This is a genomic window from Micromonospora sp. NPDC048930 (genome assembly GCF_043197935.1).
GTDB lineage: Bacteria > Actinomycetota > Actinomycetes > Mycobacteriales > Micromonosporaceae > Micromonospora.
The window spans coordinates 69,748-93,106 of record NZ_JBICUB010000007.1; the positions used below are offsets into that span (position 1 = coordinate 69,748).

Genomic DNA, 23,359 nt, shown 5'->3' on the forward strand with positions numbered 1-23,359 from the left:
GCGGGCGCGCGCCCCACCCCCCCCCCGGCGGAAAAACCGCGGGTACCCCACGTGCGGCCCCCCTTCGCGTTCCCCCCCCCGCCCCGGGGCCGCGGCCCCGGCCCCCGGGGGGCCCGCGCCCCGGCCCCCCGTTCGCCGGTGCGCGGGCCGGGCCGGCAACCGGCCCGCGTACCGGAATCTGCCGGCGCCGGTCAGTAGCGCCAGGGGTGACCGGTGTCGCGGTACTCCTCGACGGGGACCAGCGGGACGCCGGGGGCCATCCGGTCGACGTACAGGTGCCCCTCCAGGTGGTCGATCTCGTGCGCGACCAGCCGGGCCATCGCGTACTCGAAGGACGTGATGATGCGGCTGCCGTCCCACTGGGCGTGCTCCACGTCGATCCGCAGCGGCCGGGGCACCAGGCCGCGGTGGTCGAAGAAGGAGAGGCAGCCCTCGTACTGTTCGTCGGTCTCGGCGGCGGTGTCGACCACCCGGGGGTTGAGCAGGACGACGGGCTCGGCGGCGCGGTCGGCGGGGCGGACCACGGCGGCGGCCCAGGCGTGCCCGAGCTGCGGCGCGGCGATGCCCACGCCCTTGCTGAACGGATGCAGCTCGTCGAGGCGGACCAGGATGGCGGTGAGCCGGTCGACGACCTCGCGCGCGACGCGTTCCTCGCGGGGCAGGTCGAACTGGCGGGCGGGCTGCCGGAGCCGGTCGTCGCCGCGCTGCACGATGCCGATGCCGCGCATCCGGTCGCTGGCCCGCACCCGGGCGCCCGGACCGGGACCGTCCGGCTCGGTGTCGGGTGGCGGGCTGCGGAACCGCCACTGCATCCGGTAGCGCGCGTTCAGCGGCGGGTCGTCGGTGGCCCAGTCGAAGAGCACCCGGCCGCCCTCGTCGCGCCGGTGGATCGGGGTACGCAGCGGCCCCTCCTCGGAGGAGAGGGAGGTCTCCGCCCCCCACACCTTGGGGTCGAGGTCGGCGGGGAGGTCGAGCCGGACGGACAGGTGCCGGGTGGGCAGGCGTACGGCGCGCTGGAACCAGGGGCCCCACTTGTCCCGGCCGACCCGATACGCGTACTCGATGGTGACCCGGTCGCCGGGGTAGAGCGGGAAGCGACCCTCGGCGTTCTCGAAGAGCAGCCAGATCTCCTTGAACGCGTCCCGGTCGTGCTTGGCCCGCCAGTGCATCGGCTCCCGGGTGCCCCCGTCGTCGCGGTACGCCGCCAGTTGCAGCTCGGCGAAGGTGAGCGGGTGTTCCCGGTGGTGCCGGTTGGAGCGGCCCGGATCGTTGGGGTACCGGTCGACGGCGACCCGGACCAGGTAGCGGGTGACCGGTTCGGTGCCGGCGTTGTAGAGCTCGCGCCGGATGACGCAGTGGTAGCTCTCGTCGGTGTAGGTGAGGGTGGCGGACTCCCGCTCGACCACCAGTCCGGTGCCGGGCGGCAGCCACTGGCCGGGGATCGACGGTTCGCGGTGGTTGCCCCCGGAGCGGCCGTGCCGCAGTTCGTCGTACTCGCGGAAGCGCTGCCAGATGGCGCCGCTGGCCTCCAGGACGGCCTCGGCCCGGCGCGCGAAGTCCTCGGTGGGCCGGTGCCGGCGCCCCTCGACGTGGCTGACGTACGACGGGTCGAAGCCCATCAGGGTCGCCAACTGCTTCTTGGACAGCCCTCGGCCGGTGCGGTGCCGGGCGAGCTCGGCCGCGAACGAGTCGGCGGCGCGCTCGATGGGTGAGGTCGACATCGGCTTCCTCGTACGCGGGAGCACCATTTTCACGTTCAGTGGCCGAACGTGTACGGAAACTGCCTCGTATTCGACACTCATCTTGACAATTCAGCGGTAAACGTCGATGCTTGCGCGGCCCGCCCACCCCTCCGCCGGTGTTTTCCGCCCGCCCGGCCGGGTAATACGCGGCACGCGACGACGGGCCGCGGAGTGATCGGGACCTCATCCGACCACCCCTGGGTCGACTTCCCCCCGACCGGAAGCTGTGGTTAGGCTAGCCTTAGTTCGAGCCGGCAACGGGTGCCGACCGGTGGCGACCACCAGACAGGGGACGGATCAAGGTGACTGCGGTGATGCCGACGCGTGACGTCGCCACGCCGCTCGCCCCGATCACCGCCACCCTGCGCGCGATGTTCGGCACCGACGACCTGCCCGGGCTCGCGCCCGGCCTGCTGGTCACCACCGACGAGGCCCGCTGGTCCCCGGCGACCCGGCTGATCGACGGCACCCTGCTGCCGGAGTTCCTGCGCGCGGCCACCCGGCGCTTCGGCGGCACGCCGCACGCCTGCGCCGCGCTGGCCTGGAAGTCGTACAGCTACTGGACGGCGCTGCCGGTGGTGCTCGGCTGGGCCTCCGCCCGGCGGGTGCCGCTGCTCGATCCGGCCGACGTTCTGATCCACTTCGAGGACCACCACCAGCTGCTCACCCTGGGCCTGCGCCGCTCGACCACGATCGCCGTGCTGCCCGGTGACCCGCTGGCGCTGGCCGGCCACCCGGACGTGCGGGTGGTGGCCGACGAGGCCGCGCTGCTCGGCGCGCTGCGCGCCACGCTGCTCGACGCCCACTTCGCGCCGCTGATCGCGGCCATCCAGACCGAGGTCCGGCTCGGCACGCGTACGCTGCTCGGCTCGGTCGCCTCGGGCATCGCGCACGGCGTCCTGCGTGCCTCGGACGCCCTTCCCGGCTCCGCCGCCGAGACGATCGGGACGCTGCTCGCCGCGCTCGACCTGGACGACCTGGTGGAGCTGGTACCCGGCCCGGCCGGCGAGCCGACCGTGCAGCGGCGGACCTGCTGCCTGGCCTTCACCCTGCCCCGGCCGAAGATCTGCCAGGGCTGCTGCCTCGGCCCGGCCTGAGCGTCCCGGCCGCCCGCCGCTCAGTCCACCAGCGGGCGGACGTCCCAGAGCCAGACCCCGCCGGTGTACCTGGGGTCGATGCCGGTCAGCCCCGTCATCCCCCGCCGCAGCGCGTCGGCCTGTCGCAGCCGGGGGTCGAGGATCACCGCGCCGGCCCGCCAGTAGCGCAGGTCGTCGACCGCGGCCACCTGGTCCTGGGGGGTGATCGGTGGCACCGCGTCAGTGGTCCGGATGGTGGTGAAGAAGGTGCTCGTGGGACGCGGCGGAGCGGTGAAGAGCGCCACCCGCCCCTTTCCTGGCCGGGTGTCCGGATAGAGGAAGTAGCCCCGGGCCAGGGGCAGGTCCAGCCGGGTGTCCGCGGACCAGCGCAGCGGGTCGGGGTAGTTGGTGTCGGGCAGCGGCAGCGTCACGATGCTGTGCCCGCCGGCCACGTACGGCCGCCAGGCCCCGGAGGTCACGAAGGCGGGGATCGGGTCGAGGCGTACCGAGGGCAGCGGGGTGGGCAGGATCGGCAGCAGCGCCATGGCCAGCACGGTGGCGGTGGCGAACCGGATCTGCCGCCGGGCGGCCGGGTGCCGCCGGGTGAGCTGCCGGACGTGCTCCGCGCCGAAGGCGAGCAGGACCCCGACGATCGGGGTGAGCGCCAGCGACCAGCGGGTGGGCACCACCGAGTGCAGGATCGGCAGGTGCTCCAGCGCGGCCCACGGCGCGGGGATGCCGGTGTCGTGCCCGTCGTAGCGGATCTCCCGGCCGAGGGAGAAGACGGCGAAGAGCAGCCCGACCCCGGCCAGCGCGAGCACCACGACGTTCCGCCGCAGCCACCCGACCAGCGCGACCACCAGGACGGCGAGCGGCCAGCCGAAGAAGGCGTTCTCCTCGGTGGCGTTCTTGGCCAGCCACACACTGCCGCGGGCGTCACCGGCCAGGGACTCCCGGGACCAGGCGACGAACGAGGCGAGGTCGGTCCGGTAGCCCCGGATCAGCCGGGACAGCCCCTGATACGCGCCGGGCCCGAAGAACTGCACGTACAACGGGTAGGCCAGCAACACGCCGGACAGGACGGCGGCGACCACGAGTCCGGCGCAGAATGGGCGGGCCGCCCGGCGCAGTTCTGGCCGGCCGACGGCGAGCGCGAGCACCACCACGCCCAGCCCGATCGCCGTCATCAGCAGGATCTCCAGGTTGAGGAACGCCTGCCAGACGATCACCAGGCCGAGCAGCACGCCGTTGCGCAGCCACCGGCCCGGCTCGGCCAGGCGCAGGGTGCGCCAGACGATCAACGGCACCACGAACTGGCTGACGATGTTGGGGTGGGCGTTGGCGTGCGAGACCATCGCCGGCGCGAAGGCGCAGAAGCCGGCGCCGAGCCAGGCCGGTCCCCGGGCACCGATCAGCACCCGGGAAAGGACGAAGTACCACGCGACGCCGGTGGCGGCCATTCCGAGGGTGAGAAAGACCAGGAATGCCCAGCGCGGCCCGAACCCGACGGTGATCGGCGTCATTGGCAGTGAAATGGATAATACGGACGTATTCGCCATTAGATTCACGCCGTCCGGCACATTCATCCGGTCGGTGGTGAAAGGATCGGCGAAATGCGTCACGACCCGCGCACCGTGCGCCATCATCCATTCGAACTGCGCCTGGTCGGAGCGGTTGTCCCGGACCCCGGCGTCGGGGCTCACCCAGAAGCGCACGGTCACGCAGAAGGCCAGCAGCAGGAAGCTGAGCACGGCGGCGAGGTCGATCCACCGCCCGCGCGCCCACCGTTCGCCCTCGTCGGGCACACCCTCGGCGGCGGCCCCGCCGGCGGCGGCGTCCGATTGAGGAGTAGTCATGACAATTCAGAGCGTAGTCAGGGTATGGCAGGGCCGTGACATGTTTCGGGGTACTGGCGTACTATGTGCCGGGTTCGCCGACCGCCGATCACGTGCCCACCCCCGACCGCAATTCGGCCACCCCCGGTGCCCCGATTTCCACACCAGCCATCCAGATGGTTGACTCTGTCGGTCCAGGCGCGGGTCAGTCATATCGTGAGGAATCGACGCATGGCAGAAATCACTGGGGATCAGCGCGTCCAGTCGGAGGTGCTCGAAGGTCTGGCTACGGCGGTCAACCACCGCAGGTGGTTCGTCGAGCTGGCCGTGCCCTACCTCGGTGACAACCCCATCGAGATCGGCAGCGGCCTGGGTGACTACGCCCTGGAGTGGTCCGAGCACGTGCCCCGGATCACCGCCACCGAGGCGGACCCGGACCGGCTGGTCCGGCTCAAGGAGCGGCTGGTCGAGCACCCCACCGTCGAGGTCCGGCAGATGCTGCTGCCGCACTCCGAGCGCGGCGACTACAGCGCGGCCGTGTCGTACAACGTGCTGGAGCACATCGAGGACCACGTCGGCGCGCTGCGCAGCATGCGCGACCTGGTCCGCCCCGGCGGCGCGGTGATCATCATCGTGCCGGCGTTCCAGTTCGCGATGAGCCCCGCCGACATCGCCACCGGCCACGTCCGGCGCTACACGAAGAAGACGCTCGCCGCGGCGATGACCGAGGCCGGCCTCATCGTGGAGAAGATCCACTACGCGAACGCGCTCGGCCTGATCGGCTACTTCATGGCCACCAAGGTCTTCCGGCTGATGCCGAAGGAGGGCCCGATGGTGAAGATCTACGACACCCTGGTCCTACCCGCCACCAAGGCGGCCGAGCAGGCCGTGCGCCCGCCGTTCGGCCAGTCCGTCTTCGCCGTCGCCCGCGTCCCTGCCTGACCGTACGAGGAAGGGCCCCCGGATGCTCCGGGGGCCCTTCGTCGAGTCCGGTCAGTCCTTGATCTGGTACGTCGGGCGGATGACCGCCCGGGCCAGGGTGTGGAACGCCAGGTTGAAGCCGACGAAGGCCGGGCTGGCGTCCTTGCCCACGTCGAGGCGCTCCACGTCCACCGCGTGCACGGCGAAGACGTACCGGTGCGGGCGGTCGCCGGGCGGCGGGGCCGCACCGCCGTAGCCGGTGTCGCCGTAGTCGTTGCGGATGCTGAAGGCGCCACCCAGGTCGCTCTCCTTCACCGCGCTGGGCAGTTCGGTCACCGAGGTGGGCACGTCCACCAGCACCCAGTGCCAGAAGCCGCTGCCGGTCGGGGCGTCCGGGTCGAAGCAGGTCACCACGAAGCTCTTGGTCTCGTCCGGGAAGCCCGACCAGGACAGCTGCGGGGAGACGTTCTCGCCGCCGGCGCTGCCGTGCGCGTACCGCGCGTCCATCGGCTCGCCGTTGTGCACGTCGTCACTGGTCAGGGTGAACGACGGCACCGTCGGCAGCAGCTCGTACGGGTCCGGGGCGATCGGTCGTTCCAGGGTCATCGAAACGGTCCTTCCGGGTGCGCGCGAATTCCTGCGCCCCTTCATACCCCCTCCGCGCCCCGGAACGAACCGAATGCACGTCGTGTCCGCTACCGCGCGACAACTCACAAGGCGGAGGGTGTGGGATTCGAACCCACGAGGACGTTGCCGCCCTACCGGTTTTCAAGACCAGCGCCATCGGCCACTAGGCGAACCCTCCCGGACGCGTCCCCGGCAGGGGCACGCGGCCGTGCATAGTCTGCCACGGACCCCTCACCGGGCGAGCCGGCGTCCCACCCCCACTGGCACCATGGGCGCGTGTGGGAGACGCCGGCGGTGGTGCTGATCAGCGGGATCATGGCCGCCGGCAAGTCCACAGTGGCCGAGTTGCTGGCCCGGCGGCTGCCCCGGTCGGTGCACCTGCGCGGTGACGTGTTCCGCCGGATGATCGTCGGTGGGCGGGCTGAGATGACCGAGCAGCTCTCCCCGGAGGCGTGGCGCCAGCTCCGGCTCCGCTACGACCTCGCCGCCGCGGCCGCCGACCGCTACGCGGCCGAGGGCTTCACCGTCGTGCTCCAGGACGTGGTGCTCGGCGCCGAACTGCCGGCCATGGTCAACCGGATCCGGCACCGGCCGCTCGCCGTGGTGGTGCTCGCTCCCGACGCCGAGGTGGTCGCCGCCCGCGAGCGGGGCCGGTCCAAGCAGGGGTACGGCGACTGGCCGGTCGCCGACCTGGACGCCGGGTTCCGGGCCGACACGCCCCGGATCGGGCTGTGGCTGGACAGTTCGGCGCAGACGCCGGCGGAGACGGTGGACGAGATCGTGGCCCGGGCGTGGACGGAGGGGCGGATCGGGTAAGACTGGGCCATGCACGCGATGACGATCCCGAAGCCCGGCGGACCGGAGGCCCTCGTCTGGGCGGAGGTGCCCGATCCGCAGCCGGGCCCCGACGAGGTGGTCGTGGACGTGCGGGCCAGCGCGGTGAACCGGGCGGACCTGCTGCAGCGGCAGGGGCACTACCCGCCGCCGCCGGGCGCGCCCGCGTACCCGGGGTTGGAGTGCTCCGGGGTGGTCACCGAGGTCGGCGCCGAGGTGACCGGGTGGGCGGTCGGGCAGGAAGTCTGCGCGCTGCTGGCCGGCGGTGGGTACGCCGAGCGGGTGGCGGTGCCGGCCGGGCAGCTGCTGCCGGTGCCGGCCGGGGTCGACCTGGTGGACGCCGCGGCGCTGCCGGAGGTCGCCTGCACGGTCTGGTCGAACGTGGTCCAGCTCGCCCGGCTGGCGAAGGGCGAGACGCTGCTGGTGCACGGTGGCGGCAGCGGGATCGGCACCTTCGCCGTCCAGCTCGGCGTGGCGCTGGGTGCGACCGTGGTGGCGACCGCGCGGGCGGAGAAGCACGAGCGGCTGCGCGAGCTGGGCGCCGCGCACACCGTGGACTACCGGGAGCAGGACTTCGTCGAGGAGGTCACCCGGGTGACCGACGGCCGGGGCGCCGACGTGATCCTCGACATCATGGGGGCCGCGTACCTGCCGCGGAACGTGGCGGCGCTGGCCACCGGGGGGCGGCTGGTGGTGATCGGCATGCAGGGCGGCCGCAAGGGCGAGCTGGACCTGGGCGTCCTGCTGGCGAAGCGGGCCTCGGTCCACGCGACGACCCTGCGCTCCCGCCCGCCGGCCGAGAAGGCGGAGATCGTCCGGGGCGTACGCGAGCAGGTGTGGCCGCTGGTCGAGGCCGGCACGGTGCGGCCGATCGTGCACGCGCGGGCGCGGCTGGCCGACGCCGCGGACGCGCACCGCCTGGTGGAGACCAACGAGCACCTGGGCAAGGTGCTGCTGGTCCGGTGACCGGTCAGGCCGCGTCGCCGTCCAGCTCCGCCGTGCGGGGCAGCATCAGCCGCGCGCCCGGCCCCTCGGCGGCGAGTGTGTCGCCCGGGTTGTAGAGGGTGCAGCGCTGCAACGACAGGCAGCCGCAGCCGATGCAGCCGTCCAGGTCGTCGCGGAGCTTGCCGAGCAGCCGGATCTTCTCGTCCAGCCGGTCCCGCCAGGCGCGGGACAGGGCGGCCCAGTCGTCCGGGGTGGGCGTACGCGAGGACGGCAGCGAGTCGAGCGCCTCCTTGATCTCCTCCAGCGAGACGCCGACCTGCTGGGAGATCCGGACGAACGCCACCCTGCGCAGCTCGGTGCGGGCGTACCGGCGCTGGTTGCCGCCGGTGCGCTCGGCCCGGATCAGTCCCAGCCGTTCGTAGTAGCGCAGCGCGGAGGGGGCCACCCCGCTGCGCGCGGAGAGCTGTCCGATGGTCAGGGTTGCTTCGTGCATCACAGGGCCTTGAGTTGAAGTGCGCTTCAACTCCGAGGCTATCCGCATGACGACGACAACCGCCACCGATCCCGCTCTCCTGGCGGCACTGCTGGATCGGGTGCGCGCCGGGCGTGACTTCGGCGCGAACGTGTACTCGACGCTGGACGTGCTCCAGGTGCTCTACGACCGGGTGCTCCGGGTCACCCCGGAGACCGTCGACGACCCGGACCGGGACCGGTTCCTGCTCTCCAAGGGGCACGCCGTCGCCGGCTACTACGCGCTGCTCGCCGCGAAGGGCTTCGTGCCGGTGGAGTGGCTGGACGACCAGGGCGGTCCGGACAGTCGGCTCGGCGACCACCCGGACCGGGTGCTGGTGCCGGGGGTGGAGATCGGGTCCGGGTCGCTGGGTCACGGCCTCGGGCTGGGCGTGGGCACCGCGCTGGGCCTGCGCGCCCAGGGACGGCTCGACCCCCGGGTGTACGTGCTGCTCGGCGACGCCGAACTGGACGAGGGCTCCAACCATGAGGCGATCGCGTACGCGGGCGCGACCGGCCTGGGCAACCTCACCGCGATCGTGCTGGACAACCGGTCGGCGAGCCACGGCTGGCCGGGCGGCGCGGCCAGCCGGTTCACCGTCAACGGGTGGACCGCCGCGACCGTCGACGGCCGCGACCACGACGCCCTGCACACCGCCCTCACCGGGCACGACCAGCACCGGCCGCACGTCGTCGTCGCGGTCGTCACCGATCAGGGGAAGTGACCATGCGCGAGACCTTCGTGACCACCGCCACCGGCTTCCTGGACGACCCGCGGACCGCGATCGTGCTGGCCGACATCTCCGCCGCCGCGTTCGCCCCGGCCGCCGCGCGCCACCCTGACCGGGTGCTCAACGTCGGCATCCGGGAGCAGCTCATGGTGGGCGTTGCCGGTGGGCTCGCGCTGACCGGGCTGCGCCCGATCGTGCACAGCTACGCGCCGTTCCTGGTCGAGCGGGCGTACGAGCAGCTCAAGCTGGACCTCGACCATCAGGGGGTGGGGGCGGTGCTGGTGAGCGTCGGCGCGTCGTACGACCGGGCGGCGGCGGGACGCACCCACCTCGCGCCGGCCGACGTGGCGCTGATCGACACGCTGCGCGACTGGACGGTGCACGTGCCCGGGCACCGGGACGAGGTCCCCGGGGTGCTGCGCGACGTGGTGTGCGGCGACGACTCGGCGTACGTGCGGCTCTCCACGCAGAGCAACGGGACCGCGTACCGGGACGCGGGCGACCTGCGGGTGGTCCGGGACGCCGGACCGGGCGCGCCACTGCTGGTGGCGGTCGGGCCGCTGCTGGACCAGGCGCTCGCTGCGGTCGCCGACCGGCCGGTCACCGTGGCGTACACCCATCGGCCGCGGCCGTTCGACACCGCCGGGCTGCGGGCGCTCGCGGGCACCGAGGTGATCCTGGTCGAGCCGTACCTGGCGGGCACCTCGGCCCGGGTGGTCGGCGCGGCGCTGGCCGACCGGCCGCACCGGCTGCTCGCCCTCGGCGTGGGGCGCGCGGACCTGCGCCGTTACGGCACGGCGGAGGACCACGACCGCTGGCACGGCCTGGATGCCGCCGGCCTGCGCCGCTCGGTCGACGCGTTCCTGGCCCCGGCCGGGTGAGCGGGGAGGGACGGCGTCAGCGGGTGACCGGGCGACGGCGGGCCCGCTCGCGGGCCAGGATCCAGACCGCCTCGACGCCGTCCTTCCAGGTGATCTTCTTGCCCTCCTCGCGGCCCCGGGCGCGGTAGCTGATCGGGACCTCGTACGGGCGGATCCGCTGGCGCAGCAGCTTGCCGGTGACCTCGGCCTCCATGCCGAAGCCCCGGGACCGGATCTCGAGCGACCGGTACAGCTCCAACGGCATCAGCTTGAAGCAGGTCTCCAGGTCGCCGATGTAGGAGTTGTAGAGCACGTTCGCCACGGTCGTGACGCCCTTGTTGCCGATCACGTACCAGAAGCTGTAGGCGCTGTGGCTGCCGAAGGTGCGATTGCCGTAGACCACCTTCGCCCGGCCGTCGAGCACCGGCTCCAGCAGCTTCGGGATGTCCTGCGGGTCGTACTCGAGGTCGGCGTCGAGGATGACCATGTACTCACCCTCGGCGTTGTCGACGGCGGTCTTGATCGCCGCCCCCTTGCCCGCGTTGCGCTGGTGGGTGATGACCCGCAACCGCGCGTCGTCGACCCGGCCGAGGACCTCGGCGGTGCCGTCCCGGCTGCCGTCGTCCACGACGACGAGTTCGATCTCGCACGGGTAGTCCACCGCCAATGCCTGCTTGAGGGCATCCGCTATGCGTTCTTCCTCGTTGTAGACCGGCATGAGGATCGAGAGCTTCACGGGTTCTCCACGGTGGCGACGGTAAGTCGGCCCTAGCCTAACCTGGCAGGTCCTCACCACGGTGAGTGCAGCGCCCGGAGCTTTGTCAAGGTCTTGTCGGGGACGGACGTGGACGAGGGCGGCCGCCCCTCCGGAACGGCCGCCCTCGCCGGCTCACTGCTGCTTGAACGGGACCACGATCAGCCGCGCCACGCCGCCGTCGCCGTCCTTGGCGCCGGCCACGCCGACCGTCGTACCGACCTTGATGTCGCTGGACCGCACGGTGGTGCGGCGCTCGATCACCCGCAGCTTCTCGTCGAACGTCCAGGTCATGGTGAACCCGTCGGCGCACTTGACGGTCATCGACCGATCGTCGATGGCGGTCACCTGGCCGCGCTGCACGGCGACGGTCTTCGGGTCGCCGTCCTTGGTCTGCACCACGACCTCGCCGTGCAGGATGTTCTTCCGCAGCAGCACCCGGGCCCGGTGCCGCTTGCGCCACTCCTGGCCCCGCTCGCCCCGCTCGCCCCGCTTGTCCTGGGCACCGGCCGAGGCCGAGGGGGCCGGGTCGGCGACCGGGTCCACGTCCAGGTCGGCGGCGTCGAAGCCCATCGCCGCGAGCGCCTGGCCGTCCACCCCCATGGCGGCGGCCACCTCGACCGCGGTCTCCTTCGCCGTGCCCTGCGCGACCTGGGCGGGGGCGCAACCGGCGAGGCCGAGCGCGGCCGCCGCGAACAGCGCGGTGACGCCGGTGACGATTCCCTGACGTGCCATCGGTTGTCCTCTCTCGTCCGTGGTGACCCCAGCCTCCCCCACCCGGGCGAGCGGAGCGTCAGGCGGATGTTCGGATCAGGTAAGGATCGGCGGGCAGCCGGACGGTGAAGGCCGCGCCGCCCTCCGGGGCGTGCCCGGCGGCGATCTCGCCGCCGAGCCGGCGGACGAGCCCGGCGGCGAGCGCCAGGCCCAGCCCGCTGCCCACCTTGCGCACCCCCCGGTACCGCTGGTGCAGCGCGCCGCGCTCGAACACCACCGCCAGGTCGTCGTCGGTGAAGCCGGGTCCGCCGTCGCGGACCTCCACGACGCCGCCGGCGGCCGGGTCGGCGCCGGCCGGGCGGACCGCGAGCACCACCGGCGCCCCCGGGGGTACGACCCGCAGCGCGTTCTCCAGCAGCCCGTCCACCACCTGCCGGATCCGTCCCGGATCGGTGTACGCGGGCACCGGCCCGTCCGGCACCTCCACCCGGAACGGCACCCCGACCGCCGCGCACCGGTCGGACCAGGTCCGTTCCGCGTCGGCGGCGAGCCGGGTCAGGTCGACCGGCCCCGGCTCCAGCGGGAAGTCGGCGGCCTCCAGGCGGGCCAGCGCGAGCAGGTCGCTGACCAGCCGGTCCAGGTGCTCGGCCTCGGCCAGCATGGTCCGGCCGGTGTCCGGCACCCCGTCCGCGTCGATCACCCCGTCGGCGAGCGCCTCGGCGTAGCCCCGGATGGCGGTGAGCGGGGTGCGCAGTTCGTGCGAGACGGAGAGCAGGAACTCCCGCTGCCGCCCCTCGCTGGTGGCCAGCGCGGCCGCCAGCCCGTTGAGCGCGTACGCCAGGTCGGCGACCTCGTCGGGCGGCTCGACCGGCACCCGGACCGCCCGGTCCCCGGCGCGCAGCCGCGCGGCGGCGCCCGCCGCGACCCGGATCGGCCGGGCCAGCCGGCGGGCCAGCAGCAGGCCGGCACCCACCCCGGCGGCGAGCCCGGCGAGCAGCGGCAACCAGAGGCTGAGCAACACCTGCCGCCAGGGGCCGCTGGTGGTGGCCCGGGTCAGCACGACGCCGTCGCCGCCGGGGAGCGCCCGCCCCTCGACCAGGGTCCGCCGGCCGTCGACCAGGCGTCGGCCGGAGACGTCCCGCCCGGCGGCGATCCGGTTCACCACCTGCCGGGGCAGGCCCGACCGGTCCACCTGGCCGGCCCGGACCACGTACACCTCGATGTCCTGCTGGCGGAGCTGGCGGATGAGCCGCTCCCCGGCGGTGTCCCGCTGGCGTACCGCGCGGACGCGGAGCACGTCGGCGGCGAGCCGGGCCTGGGCGGCCAGCGCCGCCTGGTCGCGTCGCTCGGCGCCGCGAACCGCCAGGGGGACCGCGACCAGCGCGGTGACCAGCACCGACACCAGGGCCACCGCGCAGGTGACCAGCACCGCGCGGGCGGTCAGGGTGTGCGCGAAGCCGCGCCGGGGTGGCGTCGGGGTCGGGCGCGGCCCGATCACCGGCAGCGCGACGGTGGGCTGGTGGGCGGGCTCAGGCATCGGCCGCGTACCCGACGCCGCGGTGGGTACGGATCACGCTGGCCGCGCCGAGCTTGGCCCGGACCTGCGCCACGTGCACGTCCACGGTCCGGGTGCCGGCGTGCGCGGCGTACCCCCAGACGCCGGCGAGCAGCTCCTCCCGGGTGAACACCCGGCCGGGTCGGGCCATCAGGTGGGCGAGCAGGTCGAACTCGGTGGAGGTGAGCTGGACCGGGGCGCCGGCCGCGGTGACCGTCCGGCGGGCCGGGTCGAGGGTGACCGGGCCGACCACCCGGGGCTGCTCGGCCCCGGCGGGCGCGCCGGCGGTGCGGCGCAGCACGGCCCGGACCCGGGCGACCAGTTCGCGAGGGCTGAACGGCTTGGTCACGTAGTCGTCCGCGCCCAGTTCCAGGCCGACGATCCGGTCGACCTCGTCGTCCCGGGCGGTGAGGAAGATGACCGGGGTCCAGTCGCCGGCCTCGCGCAGCTTGCGGCAGATCTCGGTGCCGGCCAGGCCGGGCAGCGCGATGTCGAGCACGCAGGCCACCGGGCGCAGCCGCCGCGCGGCGGCCAGGCCGGCCACCCCGTCCCGTTCCAGGTGTACGCCGAAGCCGTCCCGGGTCAGGTAGAGCCGGACCAGGTCGGCGATGGCCGGCTCGTCCTCCACCACGAGGACGAGCCCGCGCGGTGCGTTGTCGGCGGTCACCGGCCCATGATTACCGACCGACGGGCGCGGGGGACGGCAGGGGAATGTTCGGATTCGGTAAGAGGCCGGTCAGCGCACCGGCGCGGGGCGGAACACGGCCGGGCGGGCGAACGCCGGCGGCTCGCCGATGGTGGCGACCAGCCGCTCGGCGGGGGTCCGCAGCCGGGTCCGGAAGGCGTGGTTGAGCAGGGCGTCGAGCTGCCACACCTGCTTCGGGTGGTGGGTACGGATGAGGAACCGCTCGCGGATCCCGTCGATCGCGGTGGCCGCCAGCTCGACGCATTGCGAGCGCGCGTCGGGGCTCCAGGTGACGTTGCTGAGCTCGCGCAGTTCGGTGTTGAGGTGCAGCCGCAGCCGGTGCAGCACCCGGGTCTGCTGGGTCACCACCAAGCGGCGGTGGGTGAGGAGCATCAGGTACTCGCCGCCGATCGGGTGGTCCGGGCGGCTGCACCGGGTGACCAGGATGGTGGCGTCGCCGGAGCCGACGCACCGGCGGAAGACAGGCATGTGCCGACTGACGGTCTGGGTCGCCAGGCCGGTCTCGGCGGCGGCCGGAAGGAACGTTCGCGAGAACACGTCCATGCAAGATGCAACGAGCATGTGAGCAGGAGTGATATGGCTCACTCCCGAATTGCGGAACTTCCACCCGTGCAAATCGCACGGGCGGTGCGACATCCGGACGTGCGACGGCCCGCGCCGGCTGGTCCGGCGCGGGCCGTCGGGACGGCGTGCGGGACTCAGAGCAGCGGGGTGAGGCTGCCCCAGCCGGTGCCGATCCGGAGCGCCGACGCCCAGGCGGTGCCAGTCCACCGGTACAGGTACAGGTAGCCGCTGGACTTCTGCACCGCGACCATGTCCGGCCGGCCGTCCCGGTCGAAGTCGCCGACCTGGACCAGGTCCCGCATGGTGTTCCAGCTGCTGCCGACCTTGGTGCGGGTGGTGAACGCGCCCGCGCGCCCGGCGTAGAGGTAGAGGTCGCCGGTGCTCTTCTCCCGGGCCACCAGGTCGGGGTAGCCGTCGGCGTTGAAGTTGCCGCCGCCGTTCAACTCGTCCACGGTGTTCCAGCCCGCGCCGAGGTACACGCGGGTCTTGAACGCGGTGCCGCCGGTGCCCGGGTACAGGTACATCGCCCCGGTGGAGGAGTTCACCGCGACGAGGTCCTGGTAGCCGTCGCGGTTGTAGTCACCGATCGGGGTGATCTCCCGGAAGCCGTTCCAGCCGGCGCCGAGGTACACCCGGCTGGTGGGGGTCGACCCGTTGCCGGGGTAGAGGTAGAGGTAGCCGGTCGACTTCTCCCGGGCGATGATGTCCTCTCCGCCCGACTTGTCGAAGTTGCCGGCGCGGAAGATGACGTCCATCCCGTTCCAGCCGGAGCCCAGGCTCAGCCGGCCGCTCAGGGTGGTGCCGTTGCCGCCGTAGAGGTAGAGCTGGCCGGTGGACGGATCCCGGTAGGCGACGTCGGACCAGCCGTTGCCGGTGTAGTCACCGAACGGCGTGGCCGGCATCGGGGCGACGTCGAGGTAGTCGCCGTCGATGTTGATGGTGACCCCGCCGTACGTCTCGTCGTGCGGACCGACGTGCTGCTTCATCCGCCGCTTCGGCGACCAGTAGTTACTCGGGATGCCCGAGTCGGCGACCGTGGCCACGTTGTCCCAGCGGGCGAAGTGCACGTAGTCGGGACGGACGTAGCCGGCATTGTTGTAGGCCGCGACCTGGTCGGCCACACCGCGCGCCATGCTGCTGTACAAGCCGGAGAGGTAGCCCGAGTCGTGCAGGCGCGCGGTCCACGCGCTCATGAAATTGAGGACCGCCGTGGTGCAGGCGGTGTCCCCGCCGGAGTAGTCCTCCATGTCGTAGACCAGGACGCTCTCCCGGGGCAGGCCGAGGTTCTGCGCCTGGACGATGGCGTCCTCGGCCTGGGCCCGGCCCTGGGCGGCGGCCTGGGTTGGATCGATCTTGGCCTTGCTCGTCTCAAGGCAGGGCGCCTGGAGGCCGACGTACATCGGCACCAGGTGCCAGCCGGCCGCCACCTGCTGGGCGACCCAGTCGGCGGTGAGGTTGGGCTGAAGGCAGCCCCGGTCCACCCCCCCGAAGTAGATGGTGACCGCCTGGTAGGGCGAGTTGGCCCGCCAGGCCTGCATGGCGGTGCTGCTGGGCGCGGTGCAGGCGTCGAAGCCGAGACCGGTGAAGGTGCCGGGCTGCGGACCGATGGCCGCCTGGGCGGGCGCGGTGGAGACGGCGACCGCGGTGCCGGCCCCGAGGACGGCGGCGGCCGTGGCGGCCAGCGTCCGGCGGGCCGCCCGGCGCAGCCCGGGCAGCGAGAAGGTGGGTGTCATGATTCCCCGAATCTGTCCCCGTGGTCAGAAGGCCGGCGGCGGACGCTTGGCGTCACTCGCTCACACCGGCCCCAAGATTCTTGCCAGGTCAACGGCCGTCTGTCGACCCCGGAACCGAATCTCGTCCCTTTCGCGGCGGTTCGTCTGCCAGGACAGGGACTGGCCGTGCGGTCCCCGCCGAGGCCACCGGGCGACCGTGCACGGCCAGCAGAAACCGGCCCAGGCCGTCCAGAATGGACAGCCTGGGCCGGACGGTTACCTACCTCAGAGCAGCTCGACGATGGTCGCGTTGGCCATCCCGCCGCCCTCGCACATGGTCTGCAGGCCGTAGCGGATCCCGTTGTCCCGCATGTGCTGGAGCATGGTGGTCATGATCCGGGCGCCGGACCCGCCGAGCGGGTGGCCGAGAGCGATCGCGCCGCCGCGCGGGTTCAGCCGCTCCGGGTCCGCCTCGGTCTCGGCCAGCCAGGCCAGCGGCACCGGGGCGAACGCCTCGTTCACCTCGTACACCCCGATCTCCTCGATGCCCAGCCCCGCGCGGCGCAGCGCCTTCGCGGTGGCCGGGATGGGCGCGGTGAGCATGGTGACCGGGTCGTCGGCGGCGACCACGGCGGTGTGCACCCGGGCCAGCGGGCGCAGGCCGTGCCGGCTGGCCCACTCGCTCGTGGTGACCGCGAGCGCTGCGGCCCCGTCGGAGATCTGCGACGCGGAGCCGGCGGTGACCACGCCGTCGGCCTTGAACGGGGTGGCCAGCTCGCCGAGCTTGGCCAGCGAGGTGTCCCGGCGGATGCCCTCGTCGGCGGCGAACTTGCCGCCGTCGGCGAGCGCCACCGGGGCCAGCTCCGGATCGAACGCCCCGGCGTCCTGCGCGGCGGCGGCCTTCTCGTGGCTGGCCAGCGCGAACTCGTCGAGCTGGGTACGCGAGAACCGCCAGCGCCGGGCGATCAACTCGGCGCCGACACCCTGGTTGAACGGGAGGGGGTTGTCGTCGGCGACGCCCTCGACGCCCCGGTAGCGCTCCAGGATGGCCGGGCTGAACGGCATCCCGCCGGCGACGCTGGAGCCCATCGGCACCCGGGTCATCGACTCGACGCCACCGGCGACGACCAGGTCGGCCTGGCCGGAGAGGACCGTGGCGGCGGCGAAGTGCAACGCCTGCTGGCTCGACCCGCACTGCCGGTCGAGCGTGGTGCCGGGGACCGACTCCGGCCAGCCGGCGGCCAGGACGGCGTTGCGGGCCACGTTCCACGACTGCTCGCCGACCTGCGACACGCAGCCCCAGACCACGTCGTCGACCTGGCCCGGGTCGATCCCGGTCCGCTCGGCGAGGGCGCGCAGCACGTGCGCCGAGAGGTCGACCGGGTGCACGCCGGCGAGGCTGCCCTTGCGCCGCCCGACCGGGGTCCGTACCGCACCGACGATGACCGCGTCACTCATGTTTACTCCCCGGTAACTTGGGCTGTCCCCGATCCTACGTCCTGAGCCGGCCGGTCGTCCTCCCCCGGTTTTCCGGCCGCCGCCGTTCCGGCGGTCGGCGCGACGCGCGGGGCGGCTGGCATGCTGGGGCGGTGATGCCACAGTCGCCCCCGGCCCGCCAGTGGCGGGTGCCGACGGTCCTGCCGGTGGCCAAGCTGGCCGGCGCGCTGGTCCTGGTCGCGCTGGGTCTGCTCTTCGCCGGCGGCGACCGGGTCCAGCTCGTGCTCGCCGGGCTGGCCGCCGCCGCGCTCGTCGGCTGGGGCGTACGGGATCTGGTCGCGCCGGTCCGGCTGGCGGTCGACCCGGAGGGGATCACGGTGATCCGGGGCTTCGCCGGCCGGCGGCGGCTGCCCTGGCCGGCCGTGGAGGCGATCCGGGTCGAGCGGCGTACCCGGCGGGGGTTGACCGCCGAGACGCTGGAGGTCGACGCGGGGGAGTCGCTGCACCTGTTCGGCCGGTACGACCTGGACGCGCCGCCGGAGGAGGTCGCCGAGGCGCTGCGGGCCGCCCGGGCCGCCGCCGCCCGCTGACCTGCCCGCCCCGGTGGTGCCAAGCGCTGGCGCCGGGCCGCGGGCGGACGGGCGCGGGTCAGCCGATCAGCATGCCGGTGCGGACGAGGACCAGGCCCAGCAGCGCCAGCGCGATGATCGCGCCGCCCGCCGCCTGGAACACGGTCCGCCGCATCCGTGGCGCGTACGCCAGGACCAGCGCCATCAGCGCGCCGGTGACCAGGCCGCCGAGGTGGCCGGCGGCCGAGATGCCCGGCACGGTGAAGGTGAAGATCAGGTTGATCACCAGGATCGGCACGATGGACGAGGTGTCCCGACCGAGCCGACGCATGATCACGAAGATCGCGGCGAAGAGGCCGAAGATGGCGGTTGACGCCCCGACGGTCGCGGAGCGCGGGTCGCTGAACAGGTAGGCCGCGACGTTGCCGCCGAGCCCGGCGATCAGATAGAGCGCGAGGAAGCGCAGCGGGCCGAGCACCGCCTCCAGGGTCCGGCCGAGCACCCAGAGCGCCCACATGTTGAGCAGCAGGTGCACCACGCCGTAGTGCAGGAACATCGCGGCGACGAGGCGATACCACTGCCCCTCGGCGACACCGCCGATGGTGCCGTCCGGGAGGGTCGCCCGGCCCAGCACCGCCCCCCAGTCGGTCAGCGGGGTCGGCCCACCCAGCAGGCCACCCAGACCGCCGCCGGCGACCGCCGTCCCGCTCCGGGCCGAAGCGATGGAGAGCAGCATGACCAGCACGTTCAGTGCGATCAGCGTCTTGGTGACGTAGCCCTGACGGCCGGCGGCACCGCCACCGAAGGCGGTACGCGCCGGCCGCACGCTGCGGCGTCCCTCGCTGACGCACTCCGGGCACTGGTGCCCGACGGAGGCCTCCCGCATGCACTCCGGGCAGATCGGCCGGTCACAGCGGGTACACCGGACGTAGGTCGCCCGGTCGGGATGCCGGTAGCAGACCGGTGCGGCCGGCACCGACCCCTCGGTGGCGTCACCTGCCTGCCCGGAGCGCTCAGTCATGCGAGCAAAGGTACCCGCGGACCGCTCAGGACGGCTTGCGCTCGATCTCGACGCGCTCGATGACGACGTCCTGGAGCGGCCGGTCGCTCGGGCCGGTCGGCGTGTTCGCGATCGAGTCCACGACCTTGGCCGACTGCTCGTCCGCCACCTGACCGAAGATGGTGTGCCGGTTGTTCAGGTGCGGCGTCGGGGACACGGTGATGAAGAACTGCGAGCCGTTGGTGCCCGGCCCGGCGTTCGCCATCGCCAGCAGGTACGGCCGGTCGAAGCGCAGCTCCGGGTGGAACTCGTCGGCGAACTTGTAGCCCGGTCCACCGCGACCGGTGCCGGTCGGGTCGCCCATCTGGATCATGAAGCCGCTGATCACGCGGTGCGAGATGGTGCCGTCGAAGTACGGACCGCTGCCCGGCTGGCCGGTGCGCGGGTCGATGTACTCCTTGGTGCCCTCGGCCAGCTCGACGAAGTTGCGGACGGTCTTCGGCGCGTGGTTCGGGAAGAGCTCCAGCCGGATCGGGCCAGCGTTGGTGTGCAAGGTGGCGTAGACAGCCTCGGCCACGGGTACTCCTCACTCGTTGGTCAGTTTCCATGCGGATCCTCCCATGTGCCCGATCTGGCCATGCGGAGGCATCCGAAGGTGGAGGATGTCGGAGGAACAACTCCCAGGAGGTGGGACCGTGTTTGGAATCGGGCGGCGCAGGACCCAGGGGCAGCTCGCGAAGGCCGAGCTGAACCAGGGCATCGGTCACCTGAGGCAGGCCGCGACGCACGCGGCGAAGGGTGCCGGCGCCACGGTCGGCCCGCGGGTCCAGGCAGCCCGGGTCGCCGTCGTGCCCACCGCGGTCATGGTCCGGGACCGGGCGTCGAGCGGTGTCGCCTCGACGGCCGCGGCGCTCGCGCCGCTGCTCCTGGCCATGCGCAACGCGCAGGCCGAGGCCGCGGGCAAGAGCCTGAAGAGCCGGAAGGCCGCCGCTGCCAAGCAGGCCGCCGTGTCGAAGAAGGTCAAGGCCAAGAACATGAAGATCGCCAGGAAGAAGCAGAAGAAGTCGCGCGGCATGATGGCCGGCCTGCTGGCCGCGGGCACCGTCGCCGGCCTGGCCGGGGCGATGGCCATGCGCCGCCGCCGCGAGCAGATGGAGTGGACCGAGTACGACCCGGGCACCAAGCTGGGCTCGGCGCGGGAGGACAAGCTGGAGCCGCTGCGCGAGGACGTGGACACCATCGTGGTGGAGACGCCCGACCCGACGGCGAAGGTGACCCAGGCCGGCACCGGCAGCCCCGCGGTGGCCGGGAACGGCAGCGCGTCCACCGCCCGGTCGAGCAGCCAGCCGGTGATCCAGCCGACCGACAAGGTCCCGTCGGTCGCCGAGGGTGCCCGGGACGTTTCCGGCCGCCCGGCCGACGACATCACCAAGGCGGTGAACCGAGGGAAGAACTCCGCCAAGGCCAGCGGCAGCCGCTGACCCGGCGGTCCGTGGAAAGCGCCGGCGCACCGGGTACCCCGGGGCGGCCGGCGCTTCCGCGTGTTCGGGCCGCTACAGCCAGCCGTTGCGGCGGAACAGGCGGTACAGGGCGACCGACGACAGCAGCATCAGCGCCCAGACCCCGGGATAGCCGTAGGTCCACTTCAGCTCGGGCATGTTCTCGAAGTTCATGCCGTAGATGCCGGCGATCGCGGTCCAGACCGCGCCGATCGCCGCCCACGCGGCGATCTTGCGCATGTCGTTGTTCTGGTCGACGGTGACCTGGGCCAGCCGCGCCTGGAGGATCGAGTTGAGCAGGTCGTCGTACGAGTTGACCTGCTCGACCGTGCGGCTGAGGTGGTCCTGCACGTCCCGGAAGTAGCGCCGCACCTCCTGCGGCACGTCCCGGTTGACCTGGGAGGTGAGGGTGAGCAGCGGGCGCTGCAACGGCGCCACCGCCCGCTTGAACTCCACCAGCTCCCGCTTCATCTGGTAGATCCGCTGGATCCGCCCGCTGCCGTGCCGGTCGAAGACGTCCGCCTCCAGCACGTCGAGGTCGTCCTCCAGCCGGTCGGCGACCTCCAGGTAGAGGTCCACCACCCGGTCGGTGACCGCGTACGCGACCGCCCACGGGCCGTGTTCCAGCAGGTCCCGCTTCGCCTCCAGGTCGGCCCGCACCGCGGAGAGCCGGCAGGCGTCCCCGTGCCGGACGCTGATCAGGAAGTTCGGCCCGATGAAGAGCATCACCTGGCCGGTCTCCACCACCTCGGAGTTCTCCGTCAGCTCGGTGTGCTCGCAGTAGCGGGCGGTGCGCAGCACCAGGAAGGAGACGTCGCCGAAGCGCTCCAGCTTGGGGCGCTGCTCGGCCTTGACCGCGTCCTCCACGGCCAGCTCGTGCAGGCCGTAGGTGGCCGCGATCTCGGTCATCTCGTCCAGCTCCGGCTCGTGCAGGCCGATCCAGACGAAGGCGTTCCGCTCCCGCCGGGCCGCCGCCAGGGCGTCGGCGTAGTGCCACTCGCCGGGCTGGCGCTCGCCGTCGACGTACAGGCCGCAGTCGACGACCCCGCTCCGCCCGGGTCCGGCCGGCTGGGGGGTGCGCGGGGAGCCGTCGGCGTTGAGGATGCGGGACATGGCGCGGACCGGTGCCGCCCAGGCCCGTGGCCTGAGCCCCCGGCCGCCGTTCTGCCCGGCGGTGCGGTCACGTGCCACTCGGTCGGTCATCTCGCCCCCTCCCCACGATGCTGCGGCTTGCAGGTTACGCCGGTTCGGGCGGACCGCAGCGCGGGCGAGTGCGGCGGCGCGGGCGGGTGCGACGGGCGTCACCGGGTGGGTGGCGCCGGGCGGGCCGGCCGCGTCAGGGGGGTGAGGGGCGACACGGCCCACCCGGCACCCTTTGGGGGCGGGAGTGGTGCTGTGGGCGCCGACGGTCCGGGCGGGGGCGCGAGGCGGCTCCCCGGATGGCGGACCCGTCACCGAGGAAAGGCGAACGGCGCTCGCAGCATTGTGGGCCGCCGGCCGGCCCAGCGGGAGGGCTGAGCCGGCCGGCATCGCCGAACTGTCGGAAACCCGACAGAAATTCAGCCGCGAACGGCGGCCATCGCCTCGGCCAGCCGCTGGACGCCCTCGTCGATCCGGTCCGCGGTCACCGCGGAGAAGGCCAGCCGCAGGGCGTGCCGGCCGCCCTCGATCAGGAAGTCGCTGCCCTTGACCACCGCGACGCCGCGCTCGGCGGCCGCCGGGGCGAGGCGGTCCACCTCGACGTCCTCCGGCAGCTCCACCCAGAGGAAGTAGCCGCCGTCCGGCTCCACGAACCGGGCCTCCGGGATGTGCCGGCGCAGCGACTCGGCGAGCACCCGGGCCCGCTCGCCGAGGGCGGCGGACACGGTACGGATCGACCGCTCGATCTCCCCGGAGACGCAGAACTGGTGCACGATCGCCTCGGAGACCATGCCGGGCGAGATGTAGAGGTTGGTGGCCTTCTTGGCGATGGCGGCGATCAGCTCGGCCGGGCCGACCAGGTAGCCGACCCGGACCCCGGGGCAGACCGTCTTGGTGAAGCTCGAGGCGTGCACCACCACGCCCCGGGTGTCCATCGACAGCATCGACGGCAGCGGCTCGCCCCGGAACCGGATGTCCGCGTACGGGTCGTCCTCGAAGATCGTGAAGCCGTACTCGGCGGCCAGGTCGAGCAGCTCCCGGCGCTTCTCCAGGGAGAGGGTCACGCCGGCCGGGTTCTGGTAGTTCGGGATCACGTGGGCCAGCCGCGGCCGGACCCCCGACTCCAGCAGCTTGCGCAGCTCGGCGGTGTCCAGGCCGTCCGGCTGGATGGTCACCCCGTGGATCTCGCCGCCCATCTGCTGGAGGTTGAGCAGCGTCCGGTCGTACGTCGGGCGCTCGACGACCACCGCGTCGCCCCGCCGGACCAGGTGGTCGAAGAGGAAGGCGTCGGCCTGGAGCGAGCCGTTGGTGATCAGCACCTGGTCGGCCTCGACGCCGTGCTTCTCCGCGACCCACTTCCGCAGGGGCGGGTAACCGACGGAGGTGCCGTACGCCGTGATCCCGGCGGGGTCGGCGTCGAAGGCGCGGACGGCGGCGGCCTTGAGCCCCTCGACATCGACGATGTCCAGCGAGGGAGCGCCACGGGCGAAGGAGATCAGCTGCTCGGCGGTCATGCGCACGAGCCTAGGGCCTGCTCCGGGCGGTCCGGCCGGCATACACGCGAAGTTCAACATGCGGGCGGTCGATCCGTCCGACCGGCCGATCCGAGACCCGAAGCGGGCTCGCGA

At 73.0% G+C, this 23,359-nt stretch carries 23 protein-coding genes and 1 tRNA gene; 8 read left to right on the forward strand and 16 right to left on the reverse strand.

Annotated elements, in window-relative coordinates; all coding sequences use genetic code 11:
• Positions 1–191 precede the first annotated feature (191 nt).
• Positions 192–1,721, reverse strand: a complete 1,530-nt coding sequence (locus ACGFI9_RS19435) for a peptide deformylase (RefSeq protein ID WP_393179506.1) — start codon at positions 1,719–1,721, stop codon at positions 192–194.
• 335 nt (positions 1,722–2,056) lie between these two features.
• Here ACGFI9_RS19435 and ACGFI9_RS19440 point away from each other — a divergent pair, with 335 nt between their 5' ends.
• On the forward strand, positions 2,057–2,839 hold the full coding sequence (locus ACGFI9_RS19440; RefSeq protein WP_393179508.1) for a hypothetical protein: 783 nt from the start codon (positions 2,057–2,059) through the stop codon (positions 2,837–2,839).
• Positions 2,840–2,859: 20 nt separating this feature from the next.
• Here the strand turns inward: ACGFI9_RS19440 and ACGFI9_RS19445 are convergent, their stop codons facing one another.
• Positions 2,860–4,674, reverse strand: a complete 1,815-nt coding sequence (locus ACGFI9_RS19445) for a hypothetical protein (protein WP_393179509.1) — start codon at positions 4,672–4,674, stop codon at positions 2,860–2,862.
• Between the two features lie 210 nt (positions 4,675–4,884).
• Here ACGFI9_RS19445 and ACGFI9_RS19450 point away from each other — a divergent pair, with 210 nt between their 5' ends.
• Positions 4,885–5,595, forward strand: a complete 711-nt coding sequence (locus ACGFI9_RS19450; RefSeq protein ID WP_393179511.1) for a class I SAM-dependent methyltransferase — start codon at positions 4,885–4,887, stop codon at positions 5,593–5,595.
• A gap of 51 nt (positions 5,596–5,646) precedes the next feature.
• On the opposite strand, the gene ACGFI9_RS19455 is transcribed toward ACGFI9_RS19450, so the two are convergent.
• Together ACGFI9_RS19455 and ACGFI9_RS19460 are read right to left on the reverse strand one after the other, a co-directional pair.
• Positions 5,647–6,180, reverse strand: coding sequence for a YbhB/YbcL family Raf kinase inhibitor-like protein (locus ACGFI9_RS19455; protein WP_393179512.1), 534 nt, complete (start codon positions 6,178–6,180; stop codon positions 5,647–5,649).
• A gap of 112 nt (positions 6,181–6,292) precedes the next feature.
• Positions 6,293–6,379 (reverse strand) — tRNA-Ser (locus ACGFI9_RS19460).
• Positions 6,380–6,477: 98 nt separating this feature from the next.
• Here ACGFI9_RS19460 and ACGFI9_RS19465 point away from each other — a divergent pair.
• Together ACGFI9_RS19465 and ACGFI9_RS19470 are read left to right on the forward strand one after the other, a co-directional pair.
• Positions 6,478–7,017 (forward strand): AAA family ATPase, encoded by a 540-nt coding sequence (locus tag ACGFI9_RS19465; RefSeq protein ID WP_393179514.1) that lies wholly within the window; start codon positions 6,478–6,480, stop codon positions 7,015–7,017.
• 9 nt (positions 7,018–7,026) lie between these two features.
• Positions 7,027–8,001, forward strand: a complete 975-nt coding sequence (locus ACGFI9_RS19470; protein WP_393179516.1) for an NAD(P)H-quinone oxidoreductase — start codon at positions 7,027–7,029, stop codon at positions 7,999–8,001.
• A 4-nt stretch (positions 8,002–8,005) separates the two neighbouring features.
• On the opposite strand, the gene soxR is transcribed toward ACGFI9_RS19470, so the two are convergent.
• Positions 8,006–8,473: a redox-sensitive transcriptional activator SoxR gene (gene soxR / locus ACGFI9_RS19475; protein WP_393179517.1), complete on the reverse strand. Its 468-nt coding sequence runs from the start codon at positions 8,471–8,473 to the stop codon at positions 8,006–8,008.
• Positions 8,474–8,519: 46 nt separating this feature from the next.
• On the opposite strand from soxR, the gene ACGFI9_RS19480 reads away from it, so the two are divergent.
• Positions 8,520–9,215 (forward strand): transketolase, encoded by a 696-nt coding sequence (locus ACGFI9_RS19480; protein WP_393179519.1) that lies wholly within the window; start codon positions 8,520–8,522, stop codon positions 9,213–9,215.
• Between the two features lie 2 nt (positions 9,216–9,217).
• Positions 9,218–10,102, forward strand: coding sequence for a transketolase family protein (locus tag ACGFI9_RS19485; RefSeq protein WP_393179521.1), 885 nt, complete (start codon positions 9,218–9,220; stop codon positions 10,100–10,102).
• A gap of 16 nt (positions 10,103–10,118) precedes the next feature.
• On the opposite strand, the gene ACGFI9_RS19490 is transcribed toward ACGFI9_RS19485, so the two are convergent.
• From ACGFI9_RS19490 to ACGFI9_RS19520, 7 genes are all read right to left on the reverse strand, one after another.
• Positions 10,119–10,817 (reverse strand): glycosyltransferase family 2 protein, encoded by a 699-nt coding sequence (locus tag ACGFI9_RS19490; RefSeq protein WP_393179523.1) that lies wholly within the window; start codon positions 10,815–10,817, stop codon positions 10,119–10,121.
• A gap of 153 nt (positions 10,818–10,970) precedes the next feature.
• Positions 10,971–11,570, reverse strand: coding sequence for a hypothetical protein (locus tag ACGFI9_RS19495; RefSeq protein ID WP_393179525.1), 600 nt, complete (start codon positions 11,568–11,570; stop codon positions 10,971–10,973).
• Positions 11,571–11,628: 58 nt separating this feature from the next.
• Positions 11,629–13,086, reverse strand: coding sequence for a sensor histidine kinase (locus tag ACGFI9_RS19500; RefSeq protein WP_393179527.1), 1,458 nt, complete (start codon positions 13,084–13,086; stop codon positions 11,629–11,631).
• Positions 13,079–13,771 (reverse strand): response regulator, encoded by a 693-nt coding sequence (locus ACGFI9_RS19505; protein ID WP_393179529.1) that lies wholly within the window; start codon positions 13,769–13,771, stop codon positions 13,079–13,081. Before ACGFI9_RS19505 ends, ACGFI9_RS19500 begins: the two co-directional genes overlap by 8 nt.
• Positions 13,772–13,840: 69 nt before the next feature.
• Positions 13,841–14,353: a hypothetical protein gene (locus ACGFI9_RS19510; protein ID WP_393179530.1), complete on the reverse strand. Its 513-nt coding sequence runs from the start codon at positions 14,351–14,353 to the stop codon at positions 13,841–13,843.
• A 155-nt stretch (positions 14,354–14,508) separates the two neighbouring features.
• Entirely contained in the window at positions 14,509–16,107 is a 1,599-nt protein-coding gene (locus tag ACGFI9_RS19515; RefSeq protein ID WP_393179532.1) for a glycoside hydrolase domain-containing protein, read from the reverse strand.
• Positions 16,108–16,371: 264 nt separating this feature from the next.
• On the reverse strand, positions 16,372–17,544 hold the full coding sequence (locus tag ACGFI9_RS19520; RefSeq protein WP_393179534.1) for a thiolase family protein: 1,173 nt from the start codon (positions 17,542–17,544) through the stop codon (positions 16,372–16,374).
• 134 nt (positions 17,545–17,678) lie between these two features.
• Between ACGFI9_RS19520 and ACGFI9_RS19525 the strand changes: the two genes are divergently transcribed.
• Positions 17,679–18,113 carry a PH domain-containing protein gene (locus ACGFI9_RS19525; protein ID WP_393179536.1) on the forward strand — a complete coding sequence of 145 codons (435 nt, stop codon included), beginning with the start codon at positions 17,679–17,681 and terminating at the stop codon, positions 18,111–18,113.
• A gap of 58 nt (positions 18,114–18,171) precedes the next feature.
• Here ACGFI9_RS19525 and ACGFI9_RS19530 read toward each other — a convergent pair whose 3' ends face one another.
• Both ACGFI9_RS19530 and ACGFI9_RS19535 read right to left on the reverse strand, forming a co-directional pair.
• Positions 18,172–19,113: a rhomboid family intramembrane serine protease gene (locus tag ACGFI9_RS19530; protein ID WP_393179538.1), complete on the reverse strand. Its 942-nt coding sequence runs from the start codon at positions 19,111–19,113 to the stop codon at positions 18,172–18,174.
• A 25-nt stretch (positions 19,114–19,138) separates the two neighbouring features.
• Positions 19,139–19,669 carry a peptidylprolyl isomerase gene (locus ACGFI9_RS19535; RefSeq protein WP_393179540.1) on the reverse strand — a complete coding sequence of 177 codons (531 nt, stop codon included), beginning with the start codon at positions 19,667–19,669 and terminating at the stop codon, positions 19,139–19,141.
• An 85-nt stretch (positions 19,670–19,754) separates the two neighbouring features.
• Here ACGFI9_RS19535 and ACGFI9_RS19540 point away from each other — a divergent pair, with 85 nt between their 5' ends.
• Entirely contained in the window at positions 19,755–20,573 is an 819-nt protein-coding gene (locus ACGFI9_RS19540) for a hypothetical protein (protein WP_393179542.1), read from the forward strand.
• 72 nt (positions 20,574–20,645) lie between these two features.
• On the opposite strand, the gene corA is transcribed toward ACGFI9_RS19540, so the two are convergent.
• Positions 20,646–21,794, reverse strand: a complete 1,149-nt coding sequence (corA, locus tag ACGFI9_RS19545; protein ID WP_393179544.1) for a magnesium/cobalt transporter CorA — start codon at positions 21,792–21,794, stop codon at positions 20,646–20,648.
• A 356-nt stretch (positions 21,795–22,150) separates the two neighbouring features.
• Positions 22,151–23,245 (reverse strand): PLP-dependent aminotransferase family protein, encoded by a 1,095-nt coding sequence (locus tag ACGFI9_RS19550; RefSeq protein WP_393179546.1) that lies wholly within the window; start codon positions 23,243–23,245, stop codon positions 22,151–22,153.
• Positions 23,246–23,359 lie beyond the last annotated feature (114 nt).